Genomic DNA, 17,006 nt, shown 5'->3' with positions numbered 1-17,006 from the left:
TCGGGTGGGTGAGGGCGCGGCTGTGGGGGGGCGCGCCGGGTTCAGTGGATGCGGAACATCGGCACCGGTTCGGGGGCGTAGCTGCCGAAGCGCACGTGCCTCAGGTGCGTTTCCAGCGCCGCTTCAGCGTTGCGTGCGGCCTCCCAGTCGGCACGGGTGTAGCGCAGGGCGTCGTGCGGGCATCCGCGCAGCTGGGCCTCGAGATTGCGCAGGCGGCGGAAGTCCAGGTAGCGCGCGGTCTCATCGGCCACCAGCAGCCAGGTGGCTTCATCGAGCGAGGTAGCCTCCTGGCTGCGCAGCAGCGCCAGCGCCTGCAGCAGGCGCGTACGCACGATGCCTTCGGATGACCAGTCGCGATCCGCCAGCAGACTGCGCAACAACTGCACGCGCGCGTCGTCCACGGGACGGGGCGGGAATGCGGGAGATGGAGTGACGGGGTTCAGCAGGGGCATGGTGCACCTCGTGGGGGAGAGGGCTCCCGCGCGGGATGGTGCGCAGGATGCAGGACCATGGTGCGCGCAGGCGGGAGTGCGCGCGCCTGCTGGAAGCCATCGTGACGATGGACACCGTGCCGGAGGTCACGCCCAAAGAGACGCGCTGCGTCAGCGCCGGTCGAGCGCTTCGCGCACGGGGGCGAAGCTGCGCCGGTGGTGCACGCACGGACCATGCTGCGCCAGCGCGGACAGGTGCGCGGACGTGGGATAGCCCTTGTGCTGGTCGAAGCCGTACTGCGGGAATGCCGCGTGCAGCTGCACCATCATGCGGTCCCGCGACACTTTCGCCAGGATCGAGGCCGCCATGATGGCCGGCTCGATCGCATCGCCGCCGATCAGGGTTTCGGCTATGCAGTTCAGCCCCTTCGGCGCGCGGTTGCCGTCGATGCGGACCAGTTCGGGGAACGGCTGCAACGCCATGACCGCGCGACGCATGCCTTCCATCGTCGCCTGCAGGATGTTGAGACGGTCGATCTCATCGGGCTCGACGAAGGTCACGTGCCACGCCAGCGCCTGTTCCTGGATCAGGGGAAACAGCGCTTCGCGCTTGGCTTCGCTGAGCTGCTTGGAGTCGTTGAGTCCTGCGATGGGACGCGATTCGTCCAGGATCACGGCCGCAACAGCCACGGGACCGGCCAAGGGGCCGCGACCTGCTTCATCGACACCGGCAACAAGACGGACGATGGGATCCGGGAACAGCGAGGAGCCGGCCATCAACAAGGGCTCCCTGTAGGAGCGACGTAAGTCGCGACCGGAACAACGACATCTTCCAGGATCCTTCTCTTGGCAAGAAGGAACGGCAAGTGGGATTTCCCGGTAGGCGATGACGTTGTGGCGGTCATGGCGTGCGGTCGCGACTTACGTCGCTCCTACAGGAGATGGGAAACCCAGCTCCGCTACCGCAGCAGCGGCACTTGCAGAAGCATCCTGCCGCAGTTGTCCATGCAGGCGCCGGTAGATCGGCTGCAGGGCGGCGACGGCCTCGGGTTCGCGGAACCAGTGCAGCACGGAAGAGGACAGCTGTTCGGGCGTGCAGTCGTCCTGCATCAGTTCGGGCGCGATGTCCTCGCCGGCCAGCACGTTGGGCAGTGCATAGCGTTCCACCTTCAGCAGGCCCAGCCCCTTCACGATGCGGTAGGTCAGCGGCGCGATGCGATAGCCGACGACCATCGGCCGCTTGCACAGCATCGCTTCCAGAGTGGCGGTGCCCGACGCCAGCAGGACCGCATCGCTGGCGATCATCGCTTCGCGCGCCCGGCCGTCGAGCAGGTGCCAGGTGGAATCGACCCCCTGCAAGGCGATCTGCGCCTCCAGCGCCTGGCGGCAGGCGGCATTCGCTGCCGGGATGACGATCTGCAGCCCCGGGACCTGCGCGGCCACCCTGCGTGCCGCTTCGAAGAAAACCGGTGCCAGCCGGCCGATCTCGCCCAGGCGGCTGCCGGGCAGTACGGCCAGGGGGGGCGCGTCGGGCGACAGGCCGAGCGCGGCGCGTGCGGACGCGCGATCGGGCTCCATCGGAATCTCGTCCGCCATCGGATGGCCGACGAAGCGTGCATCGACCGCATGCCGTGCATAGATCGGCGGTTCCATCGGGAACAGACACAGCACGCGGTCGGCGCTGTGGCCGATCTTCTCGGCACGCTTTTCGCGCCAGGCCCAGACCGACGGACTGACGTAGTGCACCGTGCGCACGCCGCGTTCCTTCAACCTGCGCTCGACGCCGAGGTTGAAGTCGGGTGCGTCGATGCCGATATAGACGTCCGGCTTCCAGTCCAGCACGCGCTGGCGGAAGGCCTTGCGCAGGCGCAGCAGGCGCGGCAGGTGGCGCAACACCTCGGCCAGGCCCATCACGGCCAGTTCGTTCGCGTCGAACCAGGTGTCGCAGCCGGCCGCACGCATCGCATCGCCCCCGATGCCGGCGAATTCGGCGTTCGGGAAGCGCGCCTTCAGTGCGGCGATCAGGCCGGCGCCGAGTCCGTCGCCCGACGCTTCGCCGGCGCAAAGGATGAAGCGGGGAGCAGGGCGGGAAACGGGGAATGGACCGTCGGGACTGAGGGCTTCATGCGGCGGAACCACGTGCCGCACACCCGCATTCCTCTCTCCCTGTTCCCCGTTCCCGCCGTTGTTCATCGCTGCAACGGCCGTTCGCCGCTTTCGATGAAGTGCAGCAGCGCCTTCACGTCGGCGCTCGCCTCGGCCTGTTCGGCCAGCGGCTGTTTGGCTTCCGCCAGCGGCAGCCCGGCCACGTACAGCGTGCGGTAGGCGCGCTTGATGGCGGCGATGCGGTCGGCGTCGAAGCCGCGTCGCTTCAGGCCTTCGCTGTTGATGCCGCGCGGCCGACCGGCGGCGTCGCCCGCCACCATCGTGAAGGGCGGCACGTCGCCGCTCAGCAGGACGCCCATGCCGATGAAGGCATGCGCCCCGACGCGGCAGAACTGGTGCACGCCGGCGAAGCCGCTCATGATCCCCCAGTCCTCGATGGTGACGTGGCCTGCCAGCGTCGAATTGTTGGAGAACACGCAGTGATTGCCGACGATGCAGTCGTGCGCCACGTGCGTGTAGGCGAGCAGCATGTTGTCGCTGCCGACGCGGGTGATGCCGCCCCCGGCGCCGGTACCGCGGTTCACGGTGACGAACTCGCGCACCTGGTTGCGGTCGCCGATGACCAGTTCGACGCGTTCGCCCTTGTACTTCTTGTCCTGCGGGTCGCCGCCAATCGCGGCGTGGCCGACGAAATGGTTGTCGCGGCCGATGCGGGTGGGGCCGGTGACCGAGCAATGCGGACCGATCACCGTGCCGTCGCCGATCTCGACCTCGGGACCGACGTAGGCGAACGGCCCGATGCGCACGCCTTCGCCGAGCATCGCGCCGGGGTCGACGACCGCGCTGGGATGGATGGCCGTGGGGGCGCTCATCTCAGCGGGTGTCCTCGGCGCACAGCACGTCGGCGCAGGCGACCTGTTCGCCGTTGACCGAGGCCACGCCGGTGTAGAAGGCCATGTTGCGGATCAGCCGCTTCAGGGTGACGTCCAGGTCCAGGCGGTCGCCGGGCACCACCATCCGGGTGAAGCGCGCGTTCTCCACCTTCACCATGTAGAACATGCGTCCCGCGGTGTCGCCCTGGTGCGAGAGCTGGGTCAGCAGGCCGCCGGCCTGCGCCAGCGCCTCGATGATCAGCACGCCCGGCATGATCGGGCGGTCCGGGAAGTGGCCGGTGAAGAAGGGCTCGTTCTGGGTGATGTTCTTGTAGGCCAGTACGCGCTTGTCCTTCTCGAACTCCACCACGCGGTCCACCAGCAGGAACGGGTAACGGTGCGGCAGCAGCTTGCGGATGGTGGCCGCGTCAACGGGCAGTTGCAGGTCCAGGGTCATCGGGTTTCCTTGTCGGCCGCCAGCACGCGTCGTGCCAAGGCGTCCAGTTGCTTGAAGCGGGCGGCGTTCTTGCGCCAGGTACGGTTGTCGGTCAGCGGCGTGCCGCTGGAATACTCGCCGGGCTCGGTGATCGAGCTGGTCACCAGCGACATCGCGGTGACCACCACGCGGTCGCAGATCTCCAGGTGGCCCAGCACGCCGGCGGCGCCGCCGATCAGGCAGTAGCGGCCGATGCGCGCACTGCCGGCGGCGGCGCTGCAGCCGGCCATCGCGGTATGCGCGCCGATGCGGACGTTGTGGCCGATCTGGATCTGGTTGTCCAGGCGCACGTCCTCTTCCAGCACCGTGTCGTCCAGCGCGCCGCGGTCGATGGTGGTGTTCGCACCGATCTCGCAGTCGTCGCCGATCACCACGCCGCCGAGCTGCGGCACCTTGATCCAGTGGCCGCTGTCCATGGCCAGGCCGAACCCGTCGGCACCGATCACCGCGCCGGGGTGGACCAGGACGCGCTGGCCCAGGCGTACGCGCGTGACCAGGGTGACGCGTGCGATCAGTTCGCAACCGTCGCCGACCACGCAGTCCTCCCCGATGATGCAGCCCGGCCCGAGCACGCTGCCCTCGCCGATGACGCTGCGGGCGCCCACCGTGACGAAGGGACCCACATGGGCGCCCGGCGCGATGCGTGCGGTGGGATCGATCACGGCATTCGGATGGATGCCGGGTTCGCGGGCCTGCCTGCGTTCGAACAGCGCCGCCATCTTGGCGAACGCGGTGTAGGGGTCCTTCGCGATGAGGACGGCGCCGGGCGCGGCGTCGGCATCCTCGGCGCGCATCACCACCAGGCTGGCGCGACTGTCGCCCAGTTGGCCGCGATAGCGGCTGTTGGCGAGGAAGGCGAGCTGTCCCGGCTCGGCGCGGGCCAGTGTGGCCACGCCTTCGATGTCCAGGCTGGCATCGCCGCGCAGTTCCAGACCGAAACGGTCGGCCAGCTCGCCGGAAGTGAAGGAGGGAGGGGTCATAGGCCGCGTAGTTTAGCCCCTGCTGCCCCAGAACCGCTTCCACGGGGGCGTATGGTGGACAGCAGAAGGGGGGCCGCAGCCCCCCTTCCTTCACGCCGGATCGTGCACCGTGGCCGTCAGAACGCGCCGCCGAAAGTGAACTGCAGGCGCTCCAGCTCGTCGCCATCCTCCTTCTTCAGCGGGAAGGCGTAGCTGATCGAGATCGGCCCCACCGGCGCACGCCACAGCAGCGCGACGCCCGTGGAGGCGCGCAACTGGCCGGCGTCGAAGTTGTCCACGCCGTCGAACACGTTGCCGAAATCGAAGAACGCCGACACGCGCGCCGCGTTGGAGTCGAACAGCTTCGGGAAGATCAGTTCGACCGAGCCGGTGGTCTTCAGCGAACCGCCCAGCGGCTGGCCGCGGTAGCCGCTGATGACTTCCGAGCGCGGGCCCAGCGTGTTGTCGCGGAAGCCGCGGACCGAGCGGGTGCCGCCGGCGTAGAAGTTCTCGAAGAACGGCAGACCGCTGGCAACCAGCGTCTTGTCGAGGGTACCCCCGTCCGCGCAGGTGCCGTCTGCAGCGGGTGCAGTCGTCGTCGCCTGACCGGGGATCTGCGGATCGGAGCCGTTAACGCGGCAGATGTAGCGGTAGATGTCCGAGCCGTAGCTGTCGCCGTAACCGATCTCGGCGCGGGTGTTGAGCACGAACGAGGGACTGAGCGACCAGTACTTGGAGAACTCGTAGTTGAGCTTGTAGTACTCGACGGTGGAGCCGGGCAACGCGATCTCCGCCGAGATGCGCTGGTAGGTGCCGCCGGTGGGCATGAAGTAGTCGTTGCGCGTGTCGCGCGCCCAGCCCAGCTCGGTCCGCCAGGCATGGAACGTGCGCTGGCCGACCGCGTCGATGTAGTCGATGATCGACTGCGGCGTGGAGCCGCCGAAGGTCAGGATCTCGTTGCTGTCCACGCCGAACAGCAGCGACACGGTGTCGTTTTCGGTGATCGGCAGGCCCAGGATGCCCTGCGCCGCGGCGCTGGTCGTGGAGTACTGCGCGGTGTTGAAGTCCGAGTAGTCGAACTCGCGCCACCACAGGTTGTAGCCCAGCGACATGCCTTCGTCGGTGAAGAACGGGTTGGTGTACGAGAACGAATAGCGCTGCAGGTAGTCGCTGCGCTGCGCCTCCACGGCCACGCGGTTGCCGCCGCCCAGGAAGTTGTTCTGCGACAGCTGGATGGAGGTGGTCAGGCCGGACAGCTGCGAATAACCCAGGCCGAACACGAAGCTGCCCGAGGTGGTTTCCTTGACGTTGAACACCACGTCCACCTGGTCCGTCGTGCCGGGGACCGGCGTGGTCTCGACGTCGACGGTCTCGAAGTAGCCCAGGCGGCGCAGGCGCACGCGCGAGCGGTCCACCGCGACCTGCGAGAACCAGCTGCCCTCGAACTGGCGCATCTCCCGGCGCATCACCTCGTCGGAGGTGCGCGTGTTGCCCTTGAAGACGATCCGGCGCACGTTGACGCGTGGGCCCGGCACCACCTGCAGGTTGATCGCGACGGTGCGGTTCTCGCGGTCGATGGTCGGGATGGGGTTCACCTGCGCGAACGCGTGGCCGATGTTGCCCAGCGTGGCGGTGATGGAGTCGGACGTCATTTCCAGCAGGATGCGCGAGAACGTCTGCTCGGGCTTGACGATCACCAGCTTCTCGATCTCCTCCTTCGGCAGCACCGTGTCGCCGGTGACCTTCACGTCGGAGATCTTGTACTGCTCGCCCTCGGTGATGCCGGCGGTGATGAACATGTCGCGCTTGTCGGGACTGATCGACACCTGGGTGGAGTCGATGCTGAAGTCCACGTAGCCGCGATCCAGGTACCAGGAATTCAGGCGCTCCATGTCGCCGGACAGCTTCTCCTTGGAGTACTGGTCGTCGCGACGGTACCAGGACAGCCAGCTGGTCTCCTTGGACTCCCAGTTCTCCAGCAGGTCCTCGGTTTCGAACTTCTCGGCGCCCACCACGTTGACGTGCCTGATCTTGGCGGGCTTGCCTTCCTTCACCGCGATAGTCACGTCCACGCGGTTGCGGTCCAGCGCACTGACCGTGGGGGTGATCTCGACGTTGTACTTGCCGCGGTTGTTGTACTGGCGCACCAGTTCCTGCATCACCCGGTCCAGGCTCAGGCGGTCGAAGGTCTCGCCTTCGGCCAGGCCGATGTCCTTCAGGCCCGACAGCAGGTCCTCGGTCTTGATGTCCTTGTTGCCGGTCAGGGTCAGCTTGTTGATCGCCGGACGCTCGGTGACGGTGACCACCAGGATGTCCCCCTGGCGGTCCAGCCTGACGTCCTCGAAGAAGCCGCGCTTGTACAGCTCGCGGATCGCTTCGGCCGCCTTCGCCGGCGTGACCACGTCGCCGCGCTCGATCGGCAGGTAGGTCAGGACGGTGCCGGTGGAGATGCGCTGCAGGCCATCGATGCGGATGTCGGTGGCGGTGAACGGCGCAGTGGCCAACGGCGCGGAGGCCACGGGTGCGGCAGCGGGTTCCGTCGTCTGGGCCAGTGCCGGCATGGCGATGGCCGAAGCCAGGGCGAGGGCAAGCAGGCGGCGGGAAGGCAGTCGCGTCATCATCACATCCGGTTGGGGTGGCTCCTGCAACGCAGGGGTGGACCGCAGGGCCGCGGTCCGGGGTGTCGCCAGGGAGGGGCAGGCCGCCTTGGAGCGTGCCAGCCCTAGGGGGTCCAGGGGCATCAGGTCACCAGACGCGTCATCAGACGCAGGATGTCGTTGTAGAACGCCAGTCCCATCAGGCCCGCCAGCGCGGCCAGGCCCACGTATTGTCCGGCCACCATGTGGCGCTCGCTCAAGGGGCTGCCCTTGACCAATTCGATAAGGTAATACAGCAGGTGGCCGCCGTCCAAGACGGGGATCGGCAGCAGGTTGATGATGGCCAGGCTCAGCGACATGGCGGCCAGGAACCACAGGAACCAGTCCAGCCCGCGTTTGGCCGACACATTGGCCACCTGGGCGATGGTGATGGGGCCGGACACGTTCTTCAGCGAGGCGTCGCCGGTCAGCATGCGACGGATCATGCCCAGCGAATCGGAGGTCAGCTTGCCGGTCTCGCGCAGCGCCGCGGGCAGGGCCGCCAGCGGGCCGTAGTGCAGGGTGGCGTCGTACTCGGGGAGGCGGGTCTTTTCCGGTGCGGCCAGGCCAAGGGCCCAGTACTGGCCCTTGGCGCCGTCGGGGAGCGGAGTCAGGCGCGGCGCCAGTTCGAACGCCAGGCGCTCGCCGGCGCGGTCGACCTCGACCATCGCCATGCCGCCCCGCTTGCCCAGCGCGTCGACCTGGGCGGCGATGTCGCCGAAGCCGTGCACCGGCTGGCCGTCCACGGCCGTGACGATGTCGCCGGCCTGCAGCACGCCGTCCGCCGCCGAGCCCGGCGCAACCTTGCCGACGATGGCGGGGGTCACCCAGTGGCGCCAGACCAGCCCGCTCAGGGCGACGGCATTCTCCTGGTCGAAGCCCACCGGCAGCCGCGACAGCGGCAGGGTGCGGGTCGTGGTACCGCCGCTGGCCGTCTCCACTTCCCCCGGCAGGTCGGCGCCATCGATGGCGGCCTTGGTCAGCACGATGGAGGCATCGGTCCAGGTATCGATCGTCCGGTCGCCGACCCGCAGGATGCGGTCGCCACGCTGGAAGCCCGCATCGGCCGCGATACCCGACACGCTGCCCACGGTGGCCGAGTAGTCCTGCTTGCCGATCACGAACATCGCCCAGAGCAGCGCCACGCACAGCACGATGTTGGCCAGCGGGCCGGCGGCCACCACGGCGATGCGCTGCCAGACGGACTTGCGGTTGAAGGCCTGCTCGCGCTGCGAGGCCGGAACCTCGCCCTCGGCTTCGTCCAGCATCTTCACGTAGCCGCCCAGCGGGATGGCGGCAAGGGCAAACTCGGTGCCATGGCGGTCGCGCCGCGACCAGAGCGGCTTGCCGAAGCCCACCGAGAAGCGCAGCACCTTCACGCCGCAGCTGCGCGCCACCCAGTAGTGGCCGAATTCGTGGAAGGTGACCAGCACGCCCAGCGCCACGATCATCCACCAGATGGAGCCCAGCAGGTCGCTCATCGGATATCGGCGCTCATGGGGAGAGGTGGCCTGCGAGGTTGCGGTCGGTCAATCGGCGGGCCTGCGCGTCCGCCGCCAGCAGCGCGTCCAGCGAATCGGCCGGCGTCGCGGGCAGCGCGGCGAGGGCGTCCTCGACCAGCGCAGGGATGGATAGGAAACCGATGCGGCCCTGAAGAAAGGCTGAAACCGCGACTTCGTTCGCAGCATTCACCACGGCCGGTGCGGTACCGCCCGCCGCCATCGCCTCCCAGGCCAGGCGCAGGCAGGGAAAGGCGTCGGTGTCGGGGGCTTCGAATTCCAGCCGCGGGTGCCGCAGCAGGTCCAGGCCGCCAACGCCCGAGGCGATGCGCTCGGGCCAGCCCAGGCCGACCGCCAGCGAGGTCCGCATGTCCGGCAGGCCGAGTTGTGCCAGCGTGGAGCCGTCGACGAATTCGACCAGCGAATGCACCAGGCTCTGCGGATGCACCAGCACGTCGAGCCGCTCGCGCCCCACGCCGAACAGGTGGTGGGCTTCGATCAGTTCCAGTCCCTTGTTCATCAGGGTGGCCGAATCGACCGAGATCTTGGGTCCCATCGACCATTTGGGATGGGCCACGGCCTGTTCGCGCGTCACCTGCGCCAGCTCGTCGCGGCGGCGCCCGCGGAACGGACCGCCCGAGGCGGTCAGCACGATGCGGCTGACATCGCCCTGAGCCTGTCGTGAACGCAGGCACTGGAAGATGGCGTTGTGCTCGCTGTCGATCGGGATGATCTCGGCGCCCGATGCGTCCGCTGCGCGGGTCACCAGTTCGCCGGCCAGCACCAGCGATTCCTTGTTGGCCAGCAGCAGGCGCTTGCCGGCGCGTGCCGCTGCCAGGGTGGACGACAGGCCCGCGGCGCCGACGATGGCGGCCACGACGGTGTCGCACTCCGGACCGGAGACCAGCGCGTCCAGGGCCGGCGTGCCTGCATGGGCCTGCGTGGGCAGGCCAGCGTCGGCCAGGCCATCGCGCAGTCGCAGGTACGATTCCTCGTCGGCGACCACGGCGTGATCCGGCCGGTGCGCCACGCACAGGGCGACAAGGGCATCGACGTTGTGGCCGGCGGCCAGCACGCGGGCGCGATAACGGCCGGGATGGCGCGCGATCACGTCCAGCGCGGATGCGCCGATCGAGCCGGTCGCGCCCAGGACGGCCACGTTGCGAAGTGCGTGCGTGGCCATGCTCAGAATCCGAAGACTTCCTTGCCCAACACGAAGATGGGCAGGGCCGCCAGCACGCCGTCGATGCGGTCCAGCACGCCGCCGTGCCCCGGGATGACGTCACCGGAGTCCTTGGCGCCCACGTGCCGCTTGAGCAGGCTCTCGAACAGGTCGCCCACCACCGAGAACAGCACGGTGAAGATCGCCACCAGCAGCACGCCCGGCAATTGGGCCATGCCCGCACCGGCCAGCAGCGCGCCGACCGCGGCCACCAGCATGCCTGCCGCCAGGCCACCCAACAGGCCTTCCAGCGTCTTGTTGGGGCTGATGCGCGGGGCCAGTTTGCGCCCGGCGAACCAGCGGCCACCGAAGTGGCGGCCGGCGAAGTAGGCGCCGCTGTCGGCGGCCCACACGATGGCCAGCGCCACGAACAGCCAGATGTGGCCGTTCGGCTGCGAGGAGTGGATCAACCCCAGCGCGCACCACGCCGGTACGACGGCCAGCGTGCCCGCGGCCAGCTTGAACACGCGGGCCCAGGTCTCGTGGTCGGAGGCGAAATGGAAGAAGCGCAGCCACAGCAGCGCCAGCAGCCACCAGCCTGCGCCCACCAGCGCCATCAGCCGCAGCGGCACCAGGTCGGTGGACCCGCGCGACGCCCAAACCAGCAGCACCATCAGCAGCAGGTTGGCGGTCAGCAGCACCGTGCGCTGCAGGGTGTCATCGATCTCGGCCAGCTTGAACCATTCCCACAGGCCTACCAGGAATACCAGCGCCGCCAGCATCACCAGCCACGAGGTGGGCAGCAGCAGGATCGCGCCGATGGCGAAGGGCGCCATGACCAGCGCGGCGATGACACGGGTGCGGGTGGCGCTCATGCGGGTGAATCCTCGATGGCGCCGCCGGCCACCTGGGCACTGGTCAGGCCGAAGCGGCGCTCGCGCCGGGCGAAGTCGTCCAGCGCGCGCTGCAGCAGCGTCGCGTCCAGGTCGGGCCATAGTACGTCGGTGAACCAGAGTTCCGTGTACGCCAGCTGCCACAGCAGGAAGTTGCTGATGCGATGGTCGCCGCCGGTGCGGATGAACAGATCGGGCGGGGGCAGGTCGGCCAGCGCGACGTGCGCGCCCAGCGCCGCCTCGTCGATGTCCTCCGGCCGCAGGCGCCCGGCCGCCACTTCGGTCGCCAGCGCCCTGGCCGCGAACGCGATGTCCTGGCGGCCGCCGTAGCTGGCGGCGATGACCAGGTGCAGCCGGGTATTGCCGGCGGTCAGGGCTTCGGCCGCGTCCATGCGTGCGCGGATATCCGCCGAGAAGCGCGCACGGTCGCCGATGAAACGAACCCGCTCCTGCCGCCGGTGGAGTTCCTCCACCTCGCGGTCCAGCGCATTGAGGAACAGCTTCATCAGCGCGCCGACTTCCTCCTCCGGCCGTCCCCAGTTCTCGCTGGAGAAGGCGAACAGGGTCAGCGCGCCGATGCCGCGCTCTAGGCAGAAGTCGATGCAGACATTGACCGCGCGCGCGCCGGCGCGGTGGCCGATCACGCGCGGGCGACGCCGGCGCTCCGCCCACCGCCCGTTGCCGTCCATGATGACGGCCAGATGGCGGGGCACGGGTGGTGAGGCGGCAGGGGACATGGCAGTCCTCAGACCGCCATCAGTTCCTGTTCCTTGGCCTTGACCACATCGTCGACGTCCTTGATGGACTTGTCGGTCAGCTTCTGGATCTCCTCCTCGGCGCGACGCTCGTCGTCCTCGGTGATCTGCTTGTCCTTCAGCAGGTCCTTGATCTGCTGGTTGGCGTCGCGACGGATGTTGCGGATCGCCACCTTGGTGTCCTCGCCCTCGCCGTGCACGACCTTGGAGAGTTCCTTGCGGCGCTCCTCGGTCAGCGCGGGCAGGTTGAGCCGGATGGTGGTGCCGGCGGTGTTCGGGGTCAGGCCCAGGTCCGACGCCAGGATGGCCTTCTCGACCGCGCCCACGATCTGCTTCTCCCACGGGGTGATGGTCAGCGAGCGCGAGTCGGAGATGGCGACGGGGGCGACCTGGCTGAGCGGCACGTCCGAACCGTAGTAGTTGACCTTCAGGTGCTCGACCAGGGCCGTGGAGGCGCGGCCCGTGCGGACCTTGACCAGCGTGTGGCGGAGCGCGGCGATGCTCTTGGCCATGCGCGCCTGCGCGTCTTTCTTGATGTCGTTGAGCATCGCCCTTTCCGTTGCAAAGCCTGTAAACAGCCGATTATAGGGCGATTCGGGGCCGTTGCCGACCGCCGCCGCACCGTTCAACGGGAATGATGCGGCGCCGCATCGTGCAGGTCGTGGCCGCAACCGGCGCCGCGCTCGATCTGCAGGGTGGCGTGGTTGATGCCGAAACGGTGGTCCAGGGCGTGCACGGTGGCGTCGATGAAGGCGTCGTGGTCGTCCTCGCGCGGCCGCACCAGGTGCGCGGTCAGGGCGATCTCGTTGGCGCCCAGCGACCAGATGTGCAGATGATGCACCGCCGCCACGCCCGGCTGGGCCCGCAGGAACGCGCCCACCTCGTCCGCGTCCACGCTGCCTGGCACGGCATCCATGGCGGCATCGAAGCTGTCGCGCAGCAGGCGCCACGACCCCGCCGCCACCACCACCGCGATCAGCAGGGCGGTGGCCGGATCGAGCCAGGCCCAGCCCAGCGTGGCCATTCCCACCCCCGCCAGGACAGCAGCCAGCGAGACCGCGGCGTCGGCCATCAGGTGCAGGAAGGCCCCGCGCTTGTTGAGGTCGTGCGCATGCCCGTCCCGCACCAGCCAGGCGGCGCCCAGGTTGACCAGGATGCCCAGCGCGGCCACCACGATGACGGGCGTGGCGGGGATGTCAGGGGGCGCACTGAACCGGCGGAAGGCTTCCCAGCCCAGCGCGCCCGAGAACACCATCAGCAGTACCGCATTGGCGAGCGGGGACAGCAGGGTGGCGCGGCGCCAGCCGTAGGTATGCCGGCCGCGCGGGGGACGACGGGCGATCGCCGCGGCGCTCCACGCCAGCGCCAGCCCCAGCACGTCGCCCAGGTTGTGCAGGGCATCCGACAGCAGGGCCAGCGAATTGGTATGGAAGCCATAACCCGCTTCGAGCGCGGTATAGGCCAGGTTGATCAGGGTGACCGAGGCGAACGCACGCGTTGCCGATGCATGCGGATGCGCATGCGCCGCGTGGCCGTGATCGTGTCCATGTCCCATGGTGGCGTAGGGTGCCGGCAGACGGGGGCCGGACACTATTACAGCGAACGACAGGACATGCCCGTCATGCGCGCCGTTCAGCCGCGGCCTTTCACCAGCGTGCCCACGTGCTCGCCGCGCAGGATGCGCATCAGGTTGCCGGGCACGGACAGGTCGTAGATGCGCAGCGGCACGTCGCTGTCGCGGCACAGGGCGAAGGCGGCGGTGTCCATCACCTGCAGGTCGCGGGCGATGACTTCGTCGTAGGTCAGCTGGTCGTAGCGCTTGGCGTCGGCGTGCTTGCTGGGATCCTTGTCGTACACCCCGTCCACCTTGGTGGCCTTCAGCAGCAGGTCCGCGCCGATCTCGATCGCGCGCAGCGCGGCGCCCGAGTCGGTGGTGAAGAAGGGATTGCCCGTGCCGGCGGCGAAGATGGCGATGCGGCCCTTCTCCAGGTGGCGGATGGCGCGGCGGCGGATGTAGGCCTCGCACACGTCGTTGATCTTGATGGCGCTCATCACCCGGCACTTGGCGCCCAGCTTCTCCAGCGCGTCCTGCATGGCCAGGGCATTGATCACGGTGGCCAGCATGCCCATCTGGTCGCCGGTCACGCGGTCCAGGCCGCCCGCCGCCAAGCCGGCACCACGGAAGATGTTGCCGCCCCCGATCCCCAGGCCCACTTCCGCACCCGCCTCGCGCGCCTCGATGATTTCGCGGGCGATGCGGGTGATCACGGTGGGATCGATGCCGTAATCCTCCGCCCCCATCAGCGCCTCGCCGGACAGTTTGAGCAGGATGCGGCGATAGGCGAGGGGAGCGGGCATGGGGGGTCTCGGCGTGGGGGCAAACACGCCAATTCTAGCCGAGCGCGGCGTTTCAGTCGCCGGGTTCGTAGATCGCGTACAGCTTGCGCGCCGGTTCCAGCACCTCCCAGACACCGCTGAAACCGGCGGGTACCACGAAGCTCTGGCCGGCCTCCAGCACCACGGCGTCCCCACTCGCGTCGTCATGCAGGCGCACGCGTCCGCTGAGCAGGTGGCAGAACTCGTGCTCGGTGTACTGCACGCGCCAAGCGCCCACGCCGCCCTCCCACACCCCGCAGTGGAATCGCTCGTCCTGCGAGGAATACGCATTGGCGACAGCCTGGAGCGGCTGGCCGTGGACCAGGCGCTCGGCGGCGACCGGCGCGCGCGTGGCGTCATCCGGCATGTGCGGTACGGCAACGATGCGGGGCATGGCGGGGCCTCGGGTCGGGGCCGCTATCATGGCGCTCCCTTTCGGCAGCCATCAAGGAGCGGCCATGAGCGTGCGCACCCTGCAGGAATTCCTTGCCTCGACCCGTGAGAAGGACGCCGGCGCGGACGCGTTCGAACTGGAAAGCCCGCACCTGCTGGAGGTACGCCTGAACGGGCTGGTCTGGGCCAAGGCGGGGGCGATGGTGGCGCGCAAGGGGGCGGTGAAGTTCACCCGTCAGGGCGTGCTGGAACAGGGGCTGGGCAACCTGTTGAAGAAGGCCGTCAGCGGCGAAGGCATGCAGCTGATGAAGGTCGAGGGGCAGGGCCGCGTGTACCTGGCCGATGCCGGCAAGAAGATCACGCTGCTGCGCCTGGCCGGCGAATCCATCTTCGTCAACGGCAACGACGTGCTGGCGGTGGGGTCGGGCATCGAGAGCCGCATCACGATGATGCGCAAGGTGGCCGGCATGCTGTCGGGCGGCCTGTTCAACGTGCGACTGGGCGGGCACGGCATCGTCGCCATCACCTCGCACTACGAGCCGCTGACGCTGCCGGTGAACGCGCAGACCGGCCCGGTGTTCACCGACCCCAATGCGACCGTGGCGTGGTCCGGTGGCCTGGCACCCGAGATCATCACCGACATCTCGCTGGGCACGCTGATGGGGCGCGGATCGGGCGAGAGCATCCAGCTGCGCTTCGCCGGCGAGGGCTGGGTGGTGGTGCAGCCGTACGAAGAGGTGGCGTTGCAGCCGCGACCGTAGCCGGCGTGCGTCAGCCGCCCACGGCGCCGACCGAGACGCGGTTGCGGCCTTCGCGCTTGGCGCCGTACAGCGCCTCGTCCGCTGCGCGCAGCAGGTCGTCGACGTGGCGGAACTGCTCCAGCGCGCCCTGCGTGGCCAGGCCGGCGGAAAAGGTGATGTGCAGGGGCTGTCCGCCCACGTCGGCCATCGCCACCCCCGAGACCTCCGACAGGATGCGGCGCACGACCTGCGCGGCGGCTTCCTCGCCGATGCCGGGCAGCACCACCAGGAATTCCTCGCCGCCGTAGCGGGCGACGATGTCGCTGCTGCGCACGTGCCGCAGCAGCGCCTTGGCGAAGTTGCGCAGCACCTCGTCACCGACCAGATGGCCCCAGCGGTCGTTGACCTGCTTGAAGTCGTCCAGGTCGATGAAGGCGATCGACAGCGGCCAGCCATGGCGGGTGGCGGCATCGAATTCCTTCTCCAGCACCTCTTCCAGCTGGCTGCGGTTGTACACGCCGGTCAGCGGGTCGCGGCGGACTTCCTCGGCCAGGCGGCGCGCGCGATCCTCGTGTTCATCGGCTTCCTTGCGCGCACGCGCGGCTTCCTGGATCTCGCGCAGGTTGCGTACCACCAGCAGTTCGCGCGCCTGGTCCAGCAGGGCCTGGATGCGGGCGGGCGGCGCGGGTGGCACGTCGAACATCGCGCAGACTTCGGGCAGGGCGGACACCATCTCCTCGGTCAGCGCCAGGTAGGACGCATAGTCCAGGCCCAAGCGCGTCGCCGCCTGCATCGCGGCATCGCGATGGGCGTGTTCGCTGCGCGATGCGTCGGCACCGGCCAGCCAGATGTCGGCGACATGGCCGGATACGGCCACGCACGCATTGAACGGGGTATCGGACGCGGGCGCTTCGCTTTCCAGGATCGCCTCGCGCAACAGCGCCGGCAGGTTCCATTGCCGTGCCAGCCAGCCGCCGACCGTCGCGTGGTCGCACCCCAGCCAATCGCGCTCGGCCGCCAGCAGCTCGGCGTTGTCGGCGGCGCGCTCGACCAGCCGCGCGTAGTCCTCGCCCAGCACTTCCAGCAGGGCCAGCATGCCGATGTCCTGCAGCAGGCCGGCCAGCATCAGTTCTTCCGCCTTGCGCAGGCCGGCATGCTGGCCGAGCAGCCGCGACGCCAGCGCCGCGGTCACGCTGCGGCGCCAGACGCGCTCGCGGGCCACCGGATGGCTGCCCTGACCGCATTGCGCAAGGGAGAAGCCCAGCGCGAGGGTCAGGGTGGCGTTGAGGCCAAGTACGGTGAGCGCCTGTGACAGGTTCTCCACGCGTCGCCGGCTGGCGTACAGCGGCGAATTGGCGATGCGCAGCATGCGCGCGCTGAGCGCCGCGTCCAGGCCGATGGTGTCGGCGGCCGTGGCCATCACCACGTCCGGATCCTGCGCCAGCTCGATGATGCGCAGCGCCACCCCGGGCGGGCTGGGCAGGTTGCGGCAGTTCAGCAACTGGGTTTCGAGTTCGGGACGCATCCGGGCGCGCGCTGGGCGTGAGAGAGTGGTCGGCAGCATGCCAGCAAAGCGTGACGAAGTGTCACCTTTGTAACCAGTTTCGGCGCCTCGCGCGCAAACTTTAGATGGCTGCGACGGACGGTCGCACGTGGCCTCCGTACGCAGCCCGGAAACGGAAAAAGCC

17 protein-coding genes are annotated in these 17,006 nt (G+C 68.9%); 1 reads left to right on the top strand and 16 read right to left on the bottom strand.

The window, feature by feature from the left end:
• Nucleotides 1-41: 41 nt before the first annotated feature.
• From CSC76_RS10450 to CSC76_RS10380, 15 genes are all read right to left on the bottom strand, one after another.
• Nucleotides 42-452: a hypothetical protein gene (locus tag CSC76_RS10450; RefSeq protein WP_162109948.1), complete on the bottom strand. Its 411-nt coding sequence runs from the start codon at nt 450-452 to the stop codon at nt 42-44.
• 150 nt (nt 453-602) lie between these two features.
• Nucleotides 603-1,208 (bottom strand): ribonuclease HII, encoded by a 606-nt coding sequence (rnhB, locus tag CSC76_RS10445; protein WP_162109947.1) that lies wholly within the window; start codon nt 1,206-1,208, stop codon nt 603-605.
• A gap of 144 nt (nt 1,209-1,352) precedes the next feature.
• The gene (lpxB, locus tag CSC76_RS10440; protein WP_162109946.1) at nt 1,353-2,624 is read right to left on the bottom strand and encodes a lipid-A-disaccharide synthase; all 1,272 of its coding nucleotides are present in this window, start codon (nt 2,622-2,624) and stop codon (nt 1,353-1,355) included.
• Complete coding sequence (gene lpxA, locus CSC76_RS10435; protein ID WP_162109945.1) at nt 2,621-3,409, bottom strand: acyl-ACP--UDP-N-acetylglucosamine O-acyltransferase; 789 nt, start codon at nt 3,407-3,409, stop codon at nt 2,621-2,623. Before lpxA ends, lpxB begins: the two co-directional genes overlap by 4 nt.
• Nucleotide 3,410: 1 nt before the next feature.
• Nucleotides 3,411-3,866 carry a 3-hydroxyacyl-ACP dehydratase FabZ gene (gene fabZ, locus CSC76_RS10430; protein ID WP_055935832.1) on the bottom strand — a complete coding sequence of 152 codons (456 nt, stop codon included), beginning with the start codon at nt 3,864-3,866 and terminating at the stop codon, nt 3,411-3,413.
• Nucleotides 3,863-4,885, bottom strand: a complete 1,023-nt coding sequence (lpxD, locus tag CSC76_RS10425; protein WP_162109944.1) for a UDP-3-O-(3-hydroxymyristoyl)glucosamine N-acyltransferase — start codon at nt 4,883-4,885, stop codon at nt 3,863-3,865. Before lpxD ends, fabZ begins: the two co-directional genes overlap by 4 nt.
• Before the next feature lie 116 nt (nt 4,886-5,001).
• A complete protein-coding gene (bamA, locus tag CSC76_RS10420; RefSeq protein ID WP_162109943.1) occupies nt 5,002-7,482 on the bottom strand; it encodes an outer membrane protein assembly factor BamA in 2,481 nt (826 codons plus the stop codon).
• 122 nt (nt 7,483-7,604) lie between these two features.
• The gene (gene rseP, locus CSC76_RS10415; RefSeq protein WP_162109942.1) at nt 7,605-8,981 is read right to left on the bottom strand and encodes an RIP metalloprotease RseP; all 1,377 of its coding nucleotides are present in this window, start codon (nt 8,979-8,981) and stop codon (nt 7,605-7,607) included.
• A 13-nt stretch (nt 8,982-8,994) separates the two neighbouring features.
• Nucleotides 8,995-10,182, bottom strand: coding sequence for a 1-deoxy-D-xylulose-5-phosphate reductoisomerase (locus CSC76_RS10410; protein WP_162109941.1), 1,188 nt, complete (start codon nt 10,180-10,182; stop codon nt 8,995-8,997).
• A 2-nt stretch (nt 10,183-10,184) separates the two neighbouring features.
• Nucleotides 10,185-11,036 carry a phosphatidate cytidylyltransferase gene (locus CSC76_RS10405; protein WP_162109940.1) on the bottom strand — a complete coding sequence of 284 codons (852 nt, stop codon included), beginning with the start codon at nt 11,034-11,036 and terminating at the stop codon, nt 10,185-10,187.
• Nucleotides 11,033-11,791 (bottom strand): polyprenyl diphosphate synthase, encoded by a 759-nt coding sequence (gene uppS, locus CSC76_RS10400; RefSeq protein ID WP_162109939.1) that lies wholly within the window; start codon nt 11,789-11,791, stop codon nt 11,033-11,035. Before uppS ends, CSC76_RS10405 begins: the two co-directional genes overlap by 4 nt.
• An 8-nt stretch (nt 11,792-11,799) precedes the next feature.
• Nucleotides 11,800-12,357, bottom strand: a complete 558-nt coding sequence (gene frr / locus CSC76_RS10395) for a ribosome recycling factor (protein ID WP_162109938.1) — start codon at nt 12,355-12,357, stop codon at nt 11,800-11,802.
• A gap of 77 nt (nt 12,358-12,434) precedes the next feature.
• Nucleotides 12,435-13,400, bottom strand: a complete 966-nt coding sequence (locus CSC76_RS10390; RefSeq protein WP_202923516.1) for a cation diffusion facilitator family transporter — start codon at nt 13,398-13,400, stop codon at nt 12,435-12,437.
• Nucleotides 13,401-13,441: 41 nt separating this feature from the next.
• Nucleotides 13,442-14,167, bottom strand: a complete 726-nt coding sequence (pyrH, locus tag CSC76_RS10385; RefSeq protein ID WP_162109937.1) for a UMP kinase — start codon at nt 14,165-14,167, stop codon at nt 13,442-13,444.
• Between the two features lie 52 nt (nt 14,168-14,219).
• Nucleotides 14,220-14,579, bottom strand: a complete 360-nt coding sequence (locus tag CSC76_RS10380; RefSeq protein WP_162109936.1) for a cupin domain-containing protein — start codon at nt 14,577-14,579, stop codon at nt 14,220-14,222.
• 64 nt (nt 14,580-14,643) lie between these two features.
• Here CSC76_RS10380 and CSC76_RS10375 point away from each other — a divergent pair, with 64 nt between their 5' ends.
• The gene (locus CSC76_RS10375) at nt 14,644-15,339 is read left to right on the top strand and encodes an AIM24 family protein (protein WP_162109935.1); all 696 of its coding nucleotides are present in this window, start codon (nt 14,644-14,646) and stop codon (nt 15,337-15,339) included.
• Nucleotides 15,340-15,349: 10 nt separating this feature from the next.
• Here CSC76_RS10375 and CSC76_RS10370 read toward each other — a convergent pair whose 3' ends face one another.
• Nucleotides 15,350-16,843: a GGDEF domain-containing protein gene (locus CSC76_RS10370; protein ID WP_162109934.1), complete on the bottom strand. Its 1,494-nt coding sequence runs from the start codon at nt 16,841-16,843 to the stop codon at nt 15,350-15,352.
• Between the last annotated feature and the right edge of the window lie 163 nt (nt 16,844-17,006).

The organism is Pseudoxanthomonas mexicana (assembly GCF_010093385.1).
In the GTDB taxonomy this organism is placed as follows: Bacteria; Pseudomonadota; Gammaproteobacteria; order Xanthomonadales; family Xanthomonadaceae; genus Pseudoxanthomonas_A; species Pseudoxanthomonas_A mexicana.
This window is presented reverse-complemented; position numbering and strand designations above follow the sequence as displayed.

Bases quoted from the DNA above. Each gene is read 5' to 3' on its own strand.
- CSC76_RS10405 (WP_162109940.1), bottom strand. From the start codon at position 11,036: ATGAGCGCCACCCGCACCCGTGTCATCGCCGCGCTGGTCATGGCGCCC.
- rseP (WP_162109942.1), bottom strand. From the start codon at position 8,981: ATGAGCGACCTGCTGGGCTCCATCTGGTGGATGATCGTGGCGCTGGGC.
- frr (WP_162109938.1), bottom strand. From the start codon at position 12,357: ATGCTCAACGACATCAAGAAAGACGCGCAGGCGCGCATGGCCAAGAGC.
- CSC76_RS10380 (WP_162109936.1), bottom strand. From the start codon at position 14,579: ATGCCCCGCATCGTTGCCGTACCGCACATGCCGGATGACGCCACGCGC.
- lpxB (WP_162109946.1), bottom strand. From the start codon at position 2,624: ATGAACAACGGCGGGAACGGGGAACAGGGAGAGAGGAATGCGGGTGTG.
- lpxA (WP_162109945.1), bottom strand. From the start codon at position 3,409: ATGAGCGCCCCCACGGCCATCCATCCCAGCGCGGTCGTCGACCCCGGC.
- CSC76_RS10375 (WP_162109935.1), top strand. From the start codon at position 14,644: ATGAGCGTGCGCACCCTGCAGGAATTCCTTGCCTCGACCCGTGAGAAG.
- fabZ (WP_055935832.1), bottom strand. From the start codon at position 3,866: ATGACCCTGGACCTGCAACTGCCCGTTGACGCGGCCACCATCCGCAAG.
- CSC76_RS10370 (WP_162109934.1), bottom strand. From the start codon at position 16,843: ATGCGTCCCGAACTCGAAACCCAGTTGCTGAACTGCCGCAACCTGCCC.
- bamA (WP_162109943.1), bottom strand. From the start codon at position 7,482: ATGACGCGACTGCCTTCCCGCCGCCTGCTTGCCCTCGCCCTGGCTTCG.
- uppS (WP_162109939.1), bottom strand. From the start codon at position 11,791: ATGTCCCCTGCCGCCTCACCACCCGTGCCCCGCCATCTGGCCGTCATC.
- CSC76_RS10450 (WP_162109948.1), bottom strand. From the start codon at position 452: ATGCCCCTGCTGAACCCCGTCACTCCATCTCCCGCATTCCCGCCCCGT.
- rnhB (WP_162109947.1), bottom strand. From the start codon at position 1,208: ATGGCCGGCTCCTCGCTGTTCCCGGATCCCATCGTCCGTCTTGTTGCC.
- pyrH (WP_162109937.1), bottom strand. From the start codon at position 14,167: ATGCCCGCTCCCCTCGCCTATCGCCGCATCCTGCTCAAACTGTCCGGC.
- lpxD (WP_162109944.1), bottom strand. From the start codon at position 4,885: ATGACCCCTCCCTCCTTCACTTCCGGCGAGCTGGCCGACCGTTTCGGT.
- CSC76_RS10410 (WP_162109941.1), bottom strand. From the start codon at position 10,182: ATGGCCACGCACGCACTTCGCAACGTGGCCGTCCTGGGCGCGACCGGC.